The following is a 19,613-nucleotide window of genomic DNA, read 5'->3' on the forward strand; positions in this document are numbered from 1 at the left end:
TGACTTCTGACCTCTTGCTTATATCTTACTTCACTAGCCCTATTTTTCCGGTTTTTTTACTACCGGCAGCGTCTTCTATCTGGTAAATATATACTCCTCTACCTACTTTGTCACCATCATCATTCTTACCATCCCACTCGAGCCAGCCAAGATTACCAAAATCTATTTCTTTGAGTTCCCTAACCATCTCACCCGTCACACTATACAATTTCATAACACAGTTCATTGGTAAATTAATTATCTTCAATTTACCCTGTACCGCTGTATTAGGATTATATGGGGTTGGATAGACTTTAACATTATTGATATCAGCAGATACATAACTGCCCAATATACGATATGTTGAGAAGTGTCTGACTGTTGCGGTTACCGTATTGTTTGCTTTGTCTACTGTCTGGACTCCTGTAACCAAATCCCAATCTGTCCCGGTCCAGTAATAGATTCTAAGTCCATCTTCGTTTAATGTCCCTATATCCGCTTTTGTATATGGTATCGTTATGTTCACTGCCCTTGTGAATACCTGGTTTTCCAATACAGGAGCATTATTATTAAATGTTAACTCGCCAAAATCATAACATATCGGATTAACTGTATTAACATATTTCATTGTGTTCCTAACTGCCGGTGCTGCACTAGTCTTTATTGAGGCAAGAAACTTATTTGCGGACAGAACTCCTGTCGGTATTAATATCTTTAGACCGTTGGAACCTCGTATTGAACCACCCTGGTAGCCTACTAATTTCGCTATATACATATCACTGAAATTTATCACTACCGGAGCTGTAACGTCTCCAGTCAGTTCAATTGTATTTATATCACTACGGAACGGGATTGCGACTTCCTTCTCTCCTGCATCTGCTTCAATTAAAGTTGAATCAGTAGTATCAAGGACACTACTCTTGCTGTTCTTGGTTGTAAGTGTTACTGTCCCGGTGTAATCGGTTGCTAAACTGTTCTCATCCAAATTATATACCTGAACCTTGAACTTCAAACTCGCTGATGCTGATGCGCCTACTTTGGTTGTAGTTGTTCCATCATCGTAGTAATAGGTATATATTCTGTGCTTTATATTATTAAGTGTCTTAAAACTATATTGAGATGATGTTGCAAGATTGTCTGATGAGTCACGGCTATAGACCTTATAATAATAGGTTTTGTTCTTCAGTAACCCGGTAATGGAAACACTGTGTAACCTTGTCATGTTGATATCTAATGGAGATACTGTGCCAAGTGCTGTTGTAGTACCATATCCTACCTGAGTGTCGGAATTCTCATCAGTTGTCCATGTTATTATGGCACCATTTGTTGTTACACTGGCTCGGACATTGGTTATTATCGGCGGAGTAGACGGTATATATGTCACCGTTATTGTTGCTACCTTTACATTATCTGATGTATCGGTTGCTCTTGCATATATTATATTAGGACCACTCACTAATGAGAAGCCACTTTTGTTCCATGTCGCTAACCCTGTCGCTGTTTCGTATATTCCTGATACGCCAACCTTTACCTCTACTCTCTTTAACCCTACATTATCGGATGCTGTACCACTTATTGTTATTGGTGAGGTCGGTACTATAGAGTTATTTGCCGGTGAGGTTATATTTATTATCGGTAATATATTATCAGGTGCTGTTATTGTAAAATTGGCATTGGATGAATCTGTAGGACTGCCATTGCCATTGGACTGAACCCTTATTAGGCAGTTTGTGCTTGGTGTGTTGGGGATTGTTATCACTTGACTGCCATTTGATGCTGGTACACTGGGGACAAGCGTATTCCATGTAGTCCCGCCATTTGTGGATAAATCTATATTTATATTGCCTACGAAAATTGGCCATGTGCCTTGAATTGTCCATTCTACTTTCTGGTTGCTATTTGCTGGCCATGTCTCTCCTCCATTGGGTGATGTTACGGTTATTGTCGGAGGAGGAGGCACTGTTCCACTACTTACCCTTATTAATTCAATGTAATTTAAATCGCCACAGTATGTTGCTACGTTATCTAACATTACTAACCTCATTATCTGGTTACCTGCGGTTAGCGATATCCTGGGTGTAACTTCTATTGAGCGCCATATTGTATCTGGAATTACTATTATTGACGGCGTTACTATATCTGCTGAACTAGTCTTTATGAATTCTATGTGGATTGGTCCAGTAATATCAGGTGCATTGCTTGAGCGTAGCCTTATTTTATAATCGCCATCTTGAACCACATTTATACTGTATTCAAGCCATTCGCCAGGTTGTGCCCACCCTACATGATACCCTCCTCCGCCGGTATCACTGTCTGTTCCTATATCTACTCCTTCATTTGGTCGGTATAAACCACTTCGGTTAGTAGTATCTCTATCATGGTATGCTATGCCCTCACCACTACCTGTTGTTACCATATCATAATCTTCTACTTGTATAGTTGTCGTCCCGGAGCCTACTGACCATGGCAATGTTGAAGTTATATCTTCAGGATGATATGCATGCTGCGGTGGTGGTGGAGTACCGCCTATTGTTACTACTTGTGGTGGTGTAGATATCTTAGACAAACCGCCACTATCTGTTGCTTTCGCTGTTATACTGTAATCCCCCGGATTGTTAACAGTCCATACAAACTCATATGGCGAACTGGTGTCTGTTCCAATCCAGTTGTTACTATTATTGTAAAAATCTACTTGGTTTATGCTCTTACCATCATATGCTGTTGCGTTTACTTTTATTGTTAAAGTAGCAGGTGGATTACTGCCATTTATTACTCCTATTGTGCTAATACTTACAACCGGTGGTTGCTGCACATCGGCAGTATCCAGTATTCGCAGTGCTATATCATCAGTATAACTCGGTGGAATCAGTACTTTTGTACCTCCGGTGTGTGGAAATGTCTCTGTTTTATCTATGTTACCTGTTTTAGTATTAACCCATTCTACTTTATAGGTGCCTGTGACTCCTTGTAGATTAACATTAAGAGATGGTATGTTCTTTTCTATATAAATAGCATATTGTTTGCCATCCTGAACCAGCGCCCACGCAGTTGTTCCGGAAGGAAGAGCTCCTGCTATAATTGAATTGTCAGGGTGCATGTTTACAAAATCAAAACTATCCATAAAACTCTTCAAAATTCCCATTTGAGTACGTAATGCCGGACCTCCGCCTCCGATAGTAAATGAGATTGATTTGTTGGTGAAATAATCGTAGCGAGAAGTATAGTAAGGTAGAACCTTTAAACCTGAACCTCCTCCCGGACCCGGAGTAAATGTTAAATCAAGCACAGCATATTCTGCACCGCCAGCCATTAACCATTTCCATCCAAAACAACGATATGGGGCATCGGCTATACCTAAATATGTAAGCTCATCAAGCCCTATAGGTATATTATGAAAGTAATTTTTTGCTATAGTATTGAGCGGAGGCCCGGAGTAGAAAAAAACAGACGCATTCGGGTTGATGTTATAAGTTGGTGCCCAACTGGCATTTCTACCTTGACAAATAAGGTGTTTTTTCGGAAGAGATGTCTCTGTCGTAACAAATTTAGAAATGATGTAATTGTCAAATTCGATTCCCCTAATACTACCACCCATCCAAGACTCTCCAATCGACTCGTAAATGACATTGTCAAATTCATTCAATTCCTGAACTATTTTAGTAACCATAGAAGACATATAGACCGTCAAACCGTCATTATGCAAACCATTATCGCGAATATCCCAAATACTATCGTCGCCAGTAGAAGTTAAATACGCAATGTTTCCCGCACTGTTAACATTATTGCTTATACCGTCAATATCATTACCTACACCAGGGAGACCATTTTTAACTCCGCTACCACCATTCATAGGAGAGCGTTCCCACATTTTACCTTTACTTGCCTCATTAAAAGGAAGGAAAAAAACAATTACTACCGCTATACCTCTATCATCAGCTTGCTTAATGAAATCTCTTAGGCGAGGGAAATATGAATTAGCCGGTGTGCCTGCATCATCCCACTTGGATAGGTCAAACTTGTAACTGTTCGGATCCCCAGCAAATCCTTTTTGAGTAGTGCTTCTTGCCCAAGGACAAAGAAAGCCGTTGTTAGTTGGACCAAGAGTATTATCGTCAATATTCCACCACCTGAAGGTGTCCGAAGCTATATTAACAGCCGGCTCAATATATGTTCCGGTAAATATGAGAGTATAATTTAGCCCCTTGTTCTTGAGTTCATCCAAATATGTGATATAATCAAAATCTTTATTTAATACCGCACCATAATGTTCATCAGAGGTAATCAGAACTGTTGGCTTACCTTTATAGAGAAAGTAACGATTGTTAATAGGATGAAGTTTTATCGGTTCTGAAGTTACTACCGTGCCGCATGCTAATACCAATCCTGCAACTAATAATAAATACTTAAGAATTTTATTCATTGATCTCCTTGTTTTATACAAATTCTGTTATAGAGTTAAAACCCTATACCCTTTTTTCTAATTTTCAATATTCAATCTTCTTGACTTCGGACATTGGACATCGCCCGCCACTCCCTCCACTGAATCCTTGGCGGGCAAGGAATCTTTGGCGGGCAAGAAATCGTTGGCTGGCAAAGACATCGGACCTGACGCTGGATATTTGGCGGACAAGCGACTTTGTCTCACTTTTCAACAGCAATCTTTATTTTATTTACTCCGGTTGTCCCTTTTATATACAATATATATACTCCGCTGGCTACTGTATTGCCACTTTCATTTTTGCCATTCCACACCACACTGCCGCTATTATTGCTATCACTTAGCTCCCTGACTAAATCGCCGCCTACCGTGTATATCTTTAATACCGCTCCCGCTGTCAGGTTCTCTATAATCATCCCCGCAGTATTTTTTAGTGGATTATATGGCATAGGATATATCTTTATGTTGCTTAAATCAGCTGCCGGCACTAACTCCAATAACGCAAACTTGCCTAAATGACTGCTCTTTGCTACTACCTTGTTGTCAGCTGAGTATACTGTCGTAGGTAACGTTACCCAACGATTATTAACTTCATCATACCAGCCAAGAACTAAGTTGGCCTCTTTACTGCCGGTTATTCCACTGTCATCATAATTTATTGTTATAGTTACTTCCTTTACCGGTTGTAAATTCTTGTCATTTAGAATATTTACTCCATACCCTACTACTTTTAATGCAGGCTTATTTGATATCGGCACATTTATTGCTGTCAGTGTCATGTTTACAGATTGGCTAAACGCTTCTTTAGGCACCACTAGATTTATTTCGCTGTCTACACTGCTACTATCGTTTAAAGGCGTTACTGCCATGCCGCTGTTTATTAGTATTTGTGGATTTACTGTTCTTGTTACACTCAACTGCCTGCAAACATAATTCGCTTCTAGTAAATCACTACTTAATCCGCTGTAAGACATCTTCCTGGGCCAGAACCGTACATTACTAATATTTTCCGGCTCTATAACATAACTGCCGGTTTGAGATATTCCGTTAAACTCGTAATACCCGTCATTAGTTATTGTTTCCGGTTCACTATACGGGTTAGCAGTAGTCATACATTCTTCAATACTATTTCCGGTTATCTTCATTATAACTTCAGCTATTCCGCAGCTGCCCTTATACTCCCGCACATTTCCTGCTATTACTAAATTACCGGAATCATCTGTAACCGAAACAAGTGAAGGCGCAGCAAGAATACTGACTTCTTCTAATTGAACATCATCTATATAATATACATCGCCTGCTTTCGCGTATGATGCAAACCAAAACTGTAGTCTGCCGTCACTAACAGTGCCGGTAAATCCGGTAGCAATAAACTCTGTAGTAAACTTCTGCCATGAAGTGGTAAGATTAAATGTCTTGCTTACACTGTAACTTGTATACGGCGAAACGTGTTTAAATATTCGCACCGATACATCATTGCCGGTTGTTGAATATCCGGAAAAACTAAGCCTATACTTAGTACCTGATTTAAGCGATATCCCAGTTTGATAAAGTTGTATATTTGTGCTGGCAGCAGTCACTGTGCATTTGCCTGCATAAGTTCCTGTATATCCCGGTGTTGATGCAGTAAATGACCCGCCGGCTCCGGCATAATATAACCATGAAGTTTTACCTGATTCAAAACCCGGATTTTTAACAATATTTGTGCTGACTGGCGGAGTGTAGGTTACTGTTATTGATATCGCCGGTGATGTGCCTGTCGCTCCAAGATTATCAGTAGCTACTGCAGTTAAACTGTAACTTCCCACTGCCGGTGTCCATGTGTAACTGTAAGGTGCAGAAATATCCGTTGCAAGTAACGTGCTGCCTGCATAAAACTTTACACTAGCTACTGTCCCGTCGCTGTCAATAGCAGTACAATTTATAGTTACAGAAGCACCGGTATTATATGTAGCCCCGTTTGCCGGTGCGGTTATACTTACCGTTGGTGATGCATTGCCCGGTTTCACTAATTTGATGTAATTGATATTTCCAACGTTATAATCACCTATGCTGTCCAACGCAACTCTCATCACCTGTTGGCCTGATGACAGAGAAACTGTTTTTGACACTGTTGTCCATGTCTGATTGCCGCCGGTAGTTGGAACTGTGATGGGACCTGTTTTGTCAGTGCCGTTGAATTCTACGTGAAACTTTCCGCCAACACTTTCGGATGCCACGCGGGCTTCCAATGTGTATGTCCCTGCAGTTACTACATTAACTGTATATTCCAGCCATTCACCTGCAAGTGTCCAGCCGATATTATAACCGCCGCCGGTGTCTGTTGTGGCTTCTATGTCTACACCATCTGCGGTTCTATATAAATTACCTTCATTTACGCCGTCAGTATCGTGGTATGCTACTCCTTCTCCGCCATTATCAAAATCTTCTACCTGAATTGTGCCCGGTATGCTTCTTGCAGTTCCGCCGTATGGAGATTGCGATACTGGTGCAGTTATAGTAAAGTTGGCATTGGACGTATCAGTAGGACTGCCGTCTGTCTCTGATACTCTTATACGACAAGTAGCGCTTGGCGTATTGGGTACTGTTACCGATTCACTGCCGTCGTTTGTTATGCTTGATTTTGAATTTAATATTGACCAAGTGGTTCCGCCATCAGTTGAAATTTCTATTTTAACATTACCTACTGTTCCAGCGCTGGTCCATGTTACTGTCTGGTTGCTATTTACAGCCCATGACTCACCACCGTTGGGTGCTGTTACTGTTATCGCAGGTGATACTGTGCTGCCGTATTCATAAGCTCCAATATCATAACCCGCACCTTGTGGTCTTGTCGTGCCGGCATAATCAACTGATGGAACAAATGAAGCCGAAGAACCTTTATCTATCGCCGGAGATGTAGCTTGAAGATGGAAATCAGGTATACTTGTAGATATAAATAACGGATTTGAGGTTATAACGTTTGAACCTGAACCATATGGTTGTGTGCCATATACTACGTTATTAGTTATGGTAGCACCTGCAACATCACTTCTAATTTGGAATGAATTATTATTTGCAAATATATTGTTTCGTATTATAATACCAGTCGCCGGAGTATACTCAAGATATATTCCACCTCTATCTGAATTTCCTATACCATTATTATATATTGTGTTGTTCTCAAATGTTACATTTTTTACAGTTCCTTGACTATCTCTTGTCAGTCTTAAGGCAGTTCCCGGATTATTGTATATTAAATTATTATATATATACACGCCATCAAGAACTCCGCCCGGTTGTTCTGATGCAACATTAATTCCATTGCAATCTGTTCCTGCATTCCTCTGATTGAATATTTTATTATTATATACTTGTATGTTACGTGCACCATTATTATATGCATCTATATATATACCTGAATAATCACAATTTGTGATTGTATTATCATGAATCTTACCGTTAGATACACCATCTTTTGAATCAAACACTCCACCGAATGAATAACTGATATAGTTATTGAATATATCAAAATTGTTCTGCCCGCCTCCTACTGAAATCACTTCATGATTCTGAGTAGGATTTTGATTATGACCATTGTAAACAGTATTCCCTGATATAATAACACCTTGACCATATCCATTTGCAGCCATTCCACCCATTATAAGTATTGCAGACGCCCAAGTATCTTCAATGTAATTATTCGTAAACTCAATATAAGACGGAGCATTTTGACCGCCGCCTGATTTGTTTGCATATAAACCTGCATATCCGGAATGGATTATTCTTAAACCGTTTACTTTGATGTAAGATTTATCCCATATCTGGAATATTCCGCCGTCACGATTATTCGTAAAATCTACGCCGCTACCGTCAATTGTAACCGTATTACCCGGATATGCCGAGAAAGTAATGTATTTTCCGGCACTGCCTGAATTCTTAACATCAACCTGTCCTGTATAGGTTCCTGTTTTGATATAAACTGTATCTCCTGCCACTGCAGTACTGGCTCCTTTCTGTATGGTCCGCCACGGTGATGCTTCAGTTCCAGGATTTCCATCATTACCGGTTGTGGCAACATAATACGTTGCCGCATTAATAGTTCCCGCCGTTGCCAATCCAATCGCCATTACAACTAAAACAAATTTCCTTATTGGTACTGCACGCATCATAAACTTTCTGATAACTGCACCCATTTGCTTAACTCCATAAAATCAATTGAAAAGATTATTAACTGTATTAAAAGATTTAAAAATTAGAAAATCTTTCAATCTTTCAATCTTTTAATATGTTTTCTTAGAATTTCACATTCATAGACACTTGGTGCGTATCACCTAAATTGCCAAACGGGACAAACGCATAATCCAACTGGTATCCTTTATATCCTACCCCGCTGCCTAAACTTAAACCTTTTAACCCGCCTATGTCTTTTGTCTTCGCATTATACCCTAACCTGCCTACTATATTTGTATCTTCATTCACTCTATATGTATACTCGCTTCCCATACCGCCAATAGCAACATTAATTGCCTTGTCATTTGATGCTTCTATACCGCCTACTAATAATAACGCATCCATAACCTCATACCCAAACCCTAACCTGACCACCATAGGCAAATTGTCAGCCTGGTCTTCATACTTTATCTTGCCGCCTACATTTTGCATTGCTAACCCTATACTAAGGTTACTGTCTGATTGTTTGTATAACAAACCTAAATCACCTGCTATCGCACTTCCGCTGTTCTTTATCTTACTGCTTATATATTTTATACCTACACCAATAGACAAGTCTTCGTTTAGCTTATTGCCGTAACTCAAAGTAGTGGAAGTGTCACTCGGACTAAAACTGCTCTCTTCTACACCGTTCTCATCTGCGCCTTTTATAGTGCCGTAATTTAAATACTGAACTCCTATACCTATTACGCCTATTCCTGTTACAGGATGTTCATACCCTACATAACTGTAACCTATATCAGCTAACCACATACTATGCATTATGCTTATTGCAGGTCTATCTAATCCGGTTAATCCGGCTTCGTTCCAATAAATAACACTGGCATCGCCGCTGCCTACTACACCTACGCCGCCAAGCCCTATGTACTTTGCACCTGCACCTAACTTAAGGAACTGGGCGCCGCTGGTGCCGACAGATGCCTTGTTAAATGATGCGCTTGTGTTACTGGAAGCAAGAAGCAAGAGGCAAGAAGAAAGAAGAAAGAAGAAAATACTGGATTTAAGATTGAAGATTAAAGACTTTAAACCTCGGACATTGGACTTCGGACATTGGACTGACGTTACTCTCTTCATAAATATTTCCCCATTAAAAACTATTCTTATGTTCTAATGTTCTCTTGTTCTTGAGTTGATGATCCCGATTTCTATTTATAACAGAATATGTTATCGGGATTGTTTATTTTAGTCTCCGGTAGGGGACTCAAATAAACAAAAAAAAAGCGTACCAGAAAACTAACTAAATAGTTATTAGGTGTATTCTTTAACCTAATTAACTAATTCGCTAATTCTCTAATCCACTTCTTTCTGTTTTCGATAACCTTGCTAGCTTGATAGTCCAGGTATTTATTTGTTGTCTTTCTTTATCTTTACCTCTACCTTTACCTGTTTTTCTTATTTGTCGCTTATCGGCAACTTGTTGGGTTACACTATCTTAGCCCTTGGTTTTGCGAACTCATCAAGGTTTCCCTTGAGCAGCCTTTTCGGAATTATATAAAAGTTATAGAGTTTTAGGGTTTTAGCGTTATAGGGTTTTAACTCTATAAACTCTATTAACTCTATTAACTCTATAACACTTCTCTTATTTTATCAATCCGAACTTACCTGTCTTCTTGTTACCGGCAGCGTCTTCTATCTGGTAAATATATACTGCTCTACCTACTTTGTCACCATCATCATTCTTACCATCCCACTCGAGCCAGCCAAGATTACCAAAGTCTATTTCTTTGAGTTCCCTGACTTTTTCACCCGTTACACTATACAACTTCATTATACAGTTCATTGGTAAATTAATTATCTTCAACTTACCCTGAACCGCTGTATTAGGATTATATGGGGTCGGATACACTTTAACATTACTCATATCAGCAGATACATAACTGCCCAATATACGATATGTTGAGAAGTGTTTGACTGTTGCGGTTACCGTATTGTTTGATTTATCTACTGTCTGGATTCCTGTAACCAATTCCCAATCTGTACCGGTCCAGTAGTAGATTCTAAGTCCATCTTCGTTTAATGTCCCTATATCCGCTTTTGTATATGGTATTGTTATGTTAACTGCTCTTGTAAATACCTGGTTTTCCAATACCGGCGCATTTCCGGTTCCAAATGATAACTCGCCAAAATCATAACATATCGGATTAACTGTATTAACATATTTCATTGTGTTCCTAACTGCCGGCGCTGCACTCGTTTTTATTGATGCAAGATACTTGTTTGCAGACAGGACACCTGTGGGTATCAGTATCTTTAAACCGTTGGAGCCTCGTATTGAACCACCCTGGTAGCCTACTAATTTCGCTATATACATATCACTGAAATTTATCACTACCGGAGCTGTAACGTCTCCGGTCAGTTCAATTGTATTTATATCGCTACGGAACGGGATTGCGACTTCCTTCTCTCCTGCATCTGCTTCAATTAAAGTTGAATCAGTAGTATCAAGGACACTACTCTTGCTGTTCTTGGTTGTAAGTGTTACTGTCCCGGTGTAATCGGTCGCTAAACTGTTCTCATCCAAATTATATACCTGAACCTTGAATTTCAAACTTGCTGATGCTGATGCTCCTACTTTGGTTGTCGTTGTCCCGTCATCATAGTAATAGGTATATATCCTGTGCTTTATGTTATTAAGTGTCTTAAAACTATATTGTGCTGATGTTGCAAGATTGTCTGATGAGTCACGGCTATAGACCTTATAATAATAGGTTTTGTTCTTCAGTAACCCGGGAATGGAAACACTGTGTAACCTTACTAATGTTGAATCTAATGGAGTTGTGGTGCCTAATGCCGTTGTTGTGCCATATCCTACCTGAGTGTCGGAATTCTCATCGGTTGTCCATGTTATTATGGCACCATTTGTTGTTACACTGGCTCGGACACTGGTTATTATCGGCGGAGTAGGATCATTTTTAGTAGTTGTAAAACTGTAATCACCACTCGTTGTTATATTGCCATTCATATCTACAGACACTATCCTGTAATGATAAACTGTGTTTTGGGTAAGTCCGCTTAGTGTAACACTGTGAGTGTATACACCAGCGATATCTGTTACTGTCGTTGCACTTCCATAACTTGTAGTTAAGCCATACTCTATCTTACTGTTTGCAGGTTCATTTGTCGTCCAAGTTACAACTACTCCGCTACCCGTTATGCTTGTTGGTGTTACCACACTTACTGATGGCGGTGTTGTATCTGCAGTTAGGCTTATTAACTTAATATAATCAAAATTACCAGCATCTGTACTACCGGAGTCCATTACTAACTTCATTATCTGGTCGCCTGCTGTAAGTGTTATTGAATTTGCAACTGTTACATCTGTAAATGTCTGCCATCCACCGGTATTAGGTACACTTACTGATGGGGTTACAATGTTTGTTGCATCATGCGGACCAAATTCAATATGGAACGGAGCTGAACCTGAAATTCCACGACCTGCTCTCGCTATTACTTTGTAGTCACCACCTTGATTTACATTTACACTGTATTCCAACCACTCGCCAGACTGACAATACCCTACATCGTAGCCATTACTGGCAATAGCGATTGATTCTATATCTACACCTTCACTTGCTCTGTATGCACCACCACGGTTAATAGAATCACTATCATGATATGTCTTTTCAGCAGACGTACCACTTGGCACCCAATCGTAATTTTCTGCTTCTATCGTTGTTGTCCCTGTTACTATCTGCCATGGAGTTCCTGCTGGTGTGTTGCCATATGACTGTTGAGTTGAAACACTTGTTACTGTATATGCGACACTATTTACAGAACTGTCAGTCATAGTAGCTTTAAACGCACGAGTTCGGACTGTTGCACTTGCTGTTAGTGTAAACGGTGCAGAATATAGTGTTGAAGATGATGTCGGATCTGTTCCATCTGTCGTATATCTTATTTCCGCTCCGCTGGTTGCACAGCCAAGTGTTACAGTAACAGAACCTGAGTATGGTCCTGCTGCCGGGCTAATCGTAGGTGTTGCTACTGTATTAGGCGCCTCACCACTTACCTTTATTAATTCAATGTAATTTAAATCGCCACACCATGTTGCAGCATTTGCTTCCATTACCAACTTCATTATCTGGTTGCCGGCGGTTAAGGCTATTCTGGATGAAACTTCTATATCACGCCATACTGTATCTGCTGCTACTGTTATTGCTGGCGTTATTTTATTAGCTGAACTATCCTTGATGAATTCTATATGTATAGGTCCGGCACTAGCAGGAGCATTGCTTGCTCGTAGCCTTACATTATAATCGCCGTCTTGTGCCACATTTATGCTGTATTCAAGCCATTCTTCTGGCTGGACATAACCTACATGATACCCACCACCTGTATCACTTGTATTACCATATACATCTACACCCTCGCTTGGTCTATATGATCCTCGGTTAGTAGTATCTCTATCATGGTATGCCACGTTCTCTCCACCTGTATCGTAATTTTCTGCCTGTATCGTTGTTGTTCCGGAACTTACCGACCATGGCAATGTTGAATTTAGATCTTCAGGGTGATATGCATGCTGCGATGGTGGTGGAGTACTACCTCCGACTGATACTATCCATGCTGCAGATGTCGTAGTAGCATTATTATTATCGGTCGCTTTCGCTGTTATACTGTAATTCGCTGAGCCTGCAGGAGTTACCCATACACATTCGTATGGCGCACTGTTATCTGTTCCAAGTAATGTACTGCTATTGTAAAAATCTATTTGTTTTATACCTATACTGCTGGGTGTGCTAGTCGCATCTGCTTTTATTGTTAATGTAGCGGGCGGATTACTGCCATTTATTACTCCTATTGTGCTTATACTTACAACTGGCACACCGACATTATCTAGTATCCGTAGTGCTATATCAGTACCACTATAACTCGGAACAGTTATACTTTGGCTACCTGTTGCGGTAAATGTTTGTGGTGTCCCCACTACCTTCAATGTCCCGTCTGTGTTCAAATTTAAGACATCAATCCACTCGGCTTTATAACTGCCGGCTTGTAAATTAGTGGCCGTAAAAGAAACTGGTTTGGTTGCAAAATAATAAACCTGTTGTTTATTACCATTATTACCAAGCAGCCCTATTGAACCACTAGGTGCCGAACCATTAGGTACCATTTTTACAAAATTAACAGAATGAATAAATTTTTTCAAAATCCCCAATTGAGTACGTAACGCTGGACTTCCACCAAGAAGATCATCATATCCGCAAGGGGTTTGATTAGCAGAAAATGAACCATCTGCGTGAGGCGTGGTGAATGATAAATCAAGCATGTTATATAGTGCACCACCCTTCATGATCCATTCCCATCCCCAACCACGATAAGTACCATCTGCTTTCCCTGCATATGTAATCTCATCATTTCCCAGAGGTATATTGAAACTCAAGTAATTACTAATATAACTGCCGGTAGCGTGTGCATCCCAGTTAAGAAAAGACACACCCGGATTAACTGCACCAATACCTAAAGCACCATTTTGAGAAATAATGTGTTTTTTCGAAAGTGATAACTCTGCCGCAACAATTTTAGAATTAACGAATTGCTCAAATGTAGTTCTCATAACAACACCAGGATGAGCATCTGTTCCATCACCCTTATAAGTCTCAATACCCGGCTGATAAATGACATTGTTATATTCATTTAACTCCTGAACTATTTTAGTAACCATAGAAGACATATAGACCGTCAAACCGTCATTATTGTTAATATCCCAGACCATATTAGAACCAGTGGTATTCCAAGATACTGTATTTCCTACACTGTTGACATTATTACTTGCCTTCATGGGAGAGCGGTCCCACATATTAGGAAGCGCAAGTGTTCCGGCATCATTACACCAGTAAGGACAGAAAAAGACGAGTTCTACTACTATACCTCTATCATCAGCTTGCTTAACAAAATCCTTGAGTCGGGGGAAATATGAATTAGCTGGCGTGCCTGCATCATCCCACTTGGTTAAGTCAAACTTGTAGCTGTTTGTATCCCCCGCAAATCCTTTAACAGTAGTGCTTCTTGCCCAAGGACAGAGAAAGGCGCTATTAGTTGGACCAAGCGTATTATCCCAAATACCCCACCAACGAGGAGTACACATATACGGATTTGGCTCAATATATACTCCACTAAATATGCGGGTATAGTTAAGTCCTTTGGATTGGATTTCATTCAAATATGTGATATAGTCAAAATCACCATTCAATACTGCACCATAATGTTCATTAGAGCCAACCAGAACTGTCGGCTTATTTTTGTAAGTAAAGTAATGATGATTGTCAGGATTAAGTTTTATCGGCTCTGCCGGAGCTTGTGGTCCCGGTGTTCCCGGTGTCACAGTCAAATCACGGTATGCTGAATCTACCACCTTAGTCATATCTGCATACGTTTTACTATCATAAAGCCCCAGTGTAAAATGTGCAGGTAATACACTCATATACCCTTGATTATCTGGACTAGTTGGATCAGATGAACCTGTCCAACCATTTCTACCAAATCCAAATACTGTACAATAATCATCTGACTGGTACTTGATTCTCCAATTTGAATCTACTAAACTATCATCTTCGTGATGTGCAAAGAAAAGAGAACGGGGATTGGTAATAGAACTATCTTCAAAATATACCCACTCAGGAGTTATGTCACCCACCCATGCGTTTGCAGTAGCTTGGTCGCAATCAAGTAAATTTCTTGTTCCATTTGACCGGACACAGGCATCTGTTGTATTCCACGCACCGCCACCCGGTACTCCTTCATATAAAAACCAATACTTGTGACCAGCTTTTGTAAGTGTCATCTTTGCATATTTCGGATATATATCCCAATAACACTCCCATCGCCCGCCACTATCTACATATGAAAAAATCTTTGTCTTAACCGGACCTACACTAACAAGGCTACTTGAACCATTAATAAAATTAGGATGAAAACCGCCTTCAGGATGGATCATGTTAGGTATCCCTCGGTATTGATTGCCTAGGGTACCTGCTGTTGTATAACCTACCCAGTCGTTACCATCTTTATCAACAATGCTTGAAAATGCACATCCTGCTTTGGAATAATAATATGTTGCATTCTGCGTCATTATTTTATAACTGCTATGTCCTTCATCTATTACACCGTCCGTTACTGTTACCTGATTAGCAAAATTGCCGACAGACATAGTCTCATCTGTATCAAAAAATATTTTAAAATACCTGCTTGTATTTGCCAATGTGAGTCCGTCCATGATAAAGGTAATAATACCGGATGCATTACTTGACGCACTATAACCTGCATCCTTCTCAAATTGGAAAGCAATATTTTCTTTGCCGGTTTTAAGATTACCTGAACTATCCGTCTCTTTGACTCTTAATGAACCTTCAGCAAAATTCCCGCTGAAACCAACTTCACTAATATATGATGAAAAATTAACCGATACTTCTACCGGCTTGTCATATCTTTCATAACTGCCGGCTGCAACCGTTACAGGCAGATACCCTCTTGGGTTTCCGTTTTGCACCGAAGAACCTGTATATGTTGCGGTCGCTGTTGGACTCCCATTCTTACCTGTTGCAAATGCCCTTGATTTTAATGTGCATGCGCCATAAATGGTCTTATTACTCCATATATCAGATGTTGAAGTAACAGGTGAGTTGTCTGTTGTATATCTTATGGTATCACCTGCATCACAGGTTATTGTTACTGCTAAAGGTGTTTCTCCGCTTGTCGGGCTTATTACCGGCACATGCGCTGTAGGCAGACCACCAGTAGTATATTTCACTAATATCATCGGTCCTGGCCAGTTTATCTCAAGTGCATGATGTTGTGTATTGCACTTCGCATAAAATGTGTTTACGCCAGCTGTTAGAATACTTACATTTGGAATATCATAAGTATTAAAAGCGGGAGCCATCTCTGCGCCTATCGGACCTACATATTGGCCGCCAGCATCCACTAACCTTGTACCATTGATACCAAATTCACGTATAGAAGCAGGAAGAGTAGTTTGATTGTTAGTAAGTATTTTGTGAGTGAAAAGATCATTTTCCTCTCCTACGCCATTCCATGTATGTACAATAAGTTTTGCAGCTGTTGCGTTGTCCATTGTATCAATGTTATAATGACAGGTCTTCTCTGGTGACCAAGTAGCGATATCAAAGCCCGCTGGAACATCATATGAGGAAATTAACTTTACATTATATGTGGTCCTGGATAATGTAAGGCCGTCAACTGTATCTGTGATATAACACATACCGTCGTTACCTACTATGCGAGCTAACACCTTCATTGGTTGGTCCTGATCAGGTATCCAAGTTGTATCCCATGTTACTGTGACTTGTCCTGATATATTAGGAATACCAGTGCCTATATGTCTAAGAAGTGTACCGTCTCTATATGTATGATGCCAGTTTTGAAAACGACCATCGCCTTCCCAATTAATATCTTTATACCATCCTATAAAGTCCACTTGTCTTATACCACCTGTATATGCAGGCACATTGGCAGTGAAAATCGGACTATCGCCTAATGCACTTCCTGGAGTCGGTGAAGTGATAGTACCTGTAGGATGAGCTTTTGAACTGCTATAATAAACACGCACTGTAGTTGAATATATCCATAAAAATGGCATGCCAATAGGCTGAGAACCAGCAGTAAAATAAACTCTATTATCACCTGCAACTATTGAGCCTGCACCAGTTAATGGAACAGCTGTTGCCACTGTGTTATATAAACATCTAAAGTAATTATCACCACGCTGAGATGTACCAACAGGTAGTGGTAAAGGTACCCACGGTGCAGCAGAATTAAGATTACGATTCACACTAAACGTTTCATCTAATGTACCACTATGTCCACCCCATTGAGATATATATATTTCCGCTTTTGTTGCACCGGCAGTATCAATTCCAGTCACAACCAGATAAGGGGCCGGATTTCCCCCATATTTTTCTAATAAACACCCTCCAAATCCGTGACCTGAAGGAGTTCCATCTGCATTAAGAGCTTCTGCGGTGTATGGATTTCCACAAACAGCAAAACCAAAATACCAGCCTGCTGCTACTCTGGTAAAATCTTTATAAATATTGTCAGCAGTCCCGGGATAAAAATCAGCCCAACTTTTTGTTACCATACAACTTACAAACATTATCGCTACTAACATCATACACCATCTGATAATCTTACCCATAACTAAACCTCCAATTTCCTGAAATTTATTGAAACTTATTGAAATTTGTTGAAATTTGTTGTTTTATTTCTATTAATTTCTACTAATTTCTATCAATTTCTAATTTCTATTATTTATTTCCAAACCTTATACCAAGCGATATTCTATGCGTGTCGCCTAAATCTTTTGTCGGTATAAATGCATAGTCTATATTAAAGGTTGAACTTTCTCCAGCTATCTTAAACCCGCCGCCTAATGTGTAACTCTCTTCATCATAGCCGAGCTTATATCCTGCCCTGATTCCTACCATCTCCGCTATTATTAACTCCATTCCTATGTTCTCTTTTATACTGGCACTGTCTAACCCGTAATTAACATCTGCTGCTATCGTTAGGTTGTTCTCGCCTTCAAATGCTGATAGCTTTTTACCTATTCCCGCTTTTATGTTGCCTGGCAAACTATCGCTGCCTACTTTACCACCTATGTTCTGAACCACCAGACCTAATTGTAATCCGCCTTTTACAGGAACATACTCTACTCCTAAGTCTAATCCAAAACCACTAGCACTATCGCTATCTATTTTTGAGGTTACCATCTTCAAACTACCACCTACATTTATTGTCTCATCTACCTGCTTGCCGTAACTTATCGCTCCACCCATATCCTTCGCACTATAACTGCCTGCACTGCCTACCGCATCATATGCTCCACTTGCATCTTCTAATGTCTTATCCATACTGCCGTAATTAAGATACATTATTTGTAAACCTATTGTGGAACTTTCATTTACAGGATGTCCCATGGCCAGATACTCATAATTTATTCCTTCATAAAGTGATAAATGCATAAATGATAGTTCGGTCGCACTCACTGAACCTAACCCTGCCGGATTCCAATATACGCTATTGACATCTTCAGCTACTGCTACCTGTGCGCCGCCCATGCCTTCCTGTTTAGCGCCTATGCCTACTTTCAAGAACTGCATCGCTGAACTGCTTACACCGGCTTCTAAGTTACCCATACATATAGTACCTACTACCATGACTGACAATATCAGTGTGCTTATCGCTTTGCGCATATTAACCTCCTTGTTCTTAATTTCGTTTATTGCGTTTTTCATAAAAACCTCCAATTTACTACTGTTCTTGTGTTTTCGGTTGATGATCCCAATTTTTATTTATAACTGAATATGTGATTGGGATTGTTTTATTGGTCTCCGGTAGGGGACTCAATAAAACAAAAAAAAGAAGTTCAATAGATATTTAGTTGTTTAATTTAGCAAATTAAGTTCATTTCAATCTAATTCGCTAATTAACTAATTCTCTAATTAACTTCCTTTGTTTTCGGTAACCTTGTTGGCTTGATAGCCACAAGCGTGTAAACCGCTTGTGGTTTGGCGTTTATCGGCAACCTGTTGGCTTTCACTATCTTAGCCCTTGGTTTTGCGAACTCATCCCGCTTTCGCAGGAGCAGCCTTTTCGGAATCTATGCGCGGAAGTCGGAGCCATTGCACCGACTGAGCACATGACCCCGCAATTTGCGGGGTAAAACAACATAAACTTCTTTTGCCTCCTTTTTGCACATCAACTACCTACTACTCGCTATTTGCTTACACCTAATCTTTTCTTGTGCTTCACTACATATATAACGCACTTCTATTTTTTTGTCAAGATATTTGCTTTATCCAAAACAGGTGCTTATTATTTTTATCAGCTTATATAAAAACTTTTTTGTCGACGAAGATTAAAATCTATAAGTTTTTGTTTTTTTAACATTTTATCTAAAACCGTGCTGTTGAAAAGTTTTATTGACGGAAAGGGGAATATATCTTTTTCAATAGGAACCGGT

General features: G+C 39.8%; 5 protein-coding genes. All 5 read right to left on the bottom strand.

Features of this window, described 5'->3' with window-relative positions; all coding sequences use genetic code 11:
- Nucleotides 1-25: 25 nt before the first annotated feature.
- On the bottom strand, nt 26-4,399 hold the full coding sequence (locus PHE88_10635) for an Ig-like domain-containing protein (GenBank protein ID MDD5688275.1): 4,374 nt from the start codon (nt 4,397-4,399) through the stop codon (nt 26-28).
- Between the two features lie 221 nt (nt 4,400-4,620).
- Complete coding sequence (locus PHE88_10640; GenBank protein ID MDD5688276.1) at nt 4,621-8,592, bottom strand: carbohydrate-binding protein; 3,972 nt, start codon at nt 8,590-8,592, stop codon at nt 4,621-4,623.
- A 100-nt stretch (nt 8,593-8,692) separates the two neighbouring features.
- Nucleotides 8,693-9,703, bottom strand: a complete 1,011-nt coding sequence (locus PHE88_10645) for a PorV/PorQ family protein (protein ID MDD5688277.1) — start codon at nt 9,701-9,703, stop codon at nt 8,693-8,695.
- 505 nt (nt 9,704-10,208) lie between these two features.
- On the bottom strand, nt 10,209-17,786 hold the full coding sequence (locus tag PHE88_10650) for a carbohydrate-binding protein (GenBank protein ID MDD5688278.1): 7,578 nt from the start codon (nt 17,784-17,786) through the stop codon (nt 10,209-10,211).
- Nucleotides 17,787-17,895: 109 nt separating this feature from the next.
- Complete coding sequence (locus PHE88_10655; protein MDD5688279.1) at nt 17,896-18,885, bottom strand: PorV/PorQ family protein; 990 nt, start codon at nt 18,883-18,885, stop codon at nt 17,896-17,898.
- Between the last annotated feature and the right edge of the window lie 728 nt (nt 18,886-19,613).

The sequence above is a fragment of the Elusimicrobiota bacterium genome (genome assembly GCA_028718185.1).
Classification (GTDB): domain Bacteria; phylum Elusimicrobiota; class UBA8919; order UBA8919; family UBA8919; genus JAQUMH01.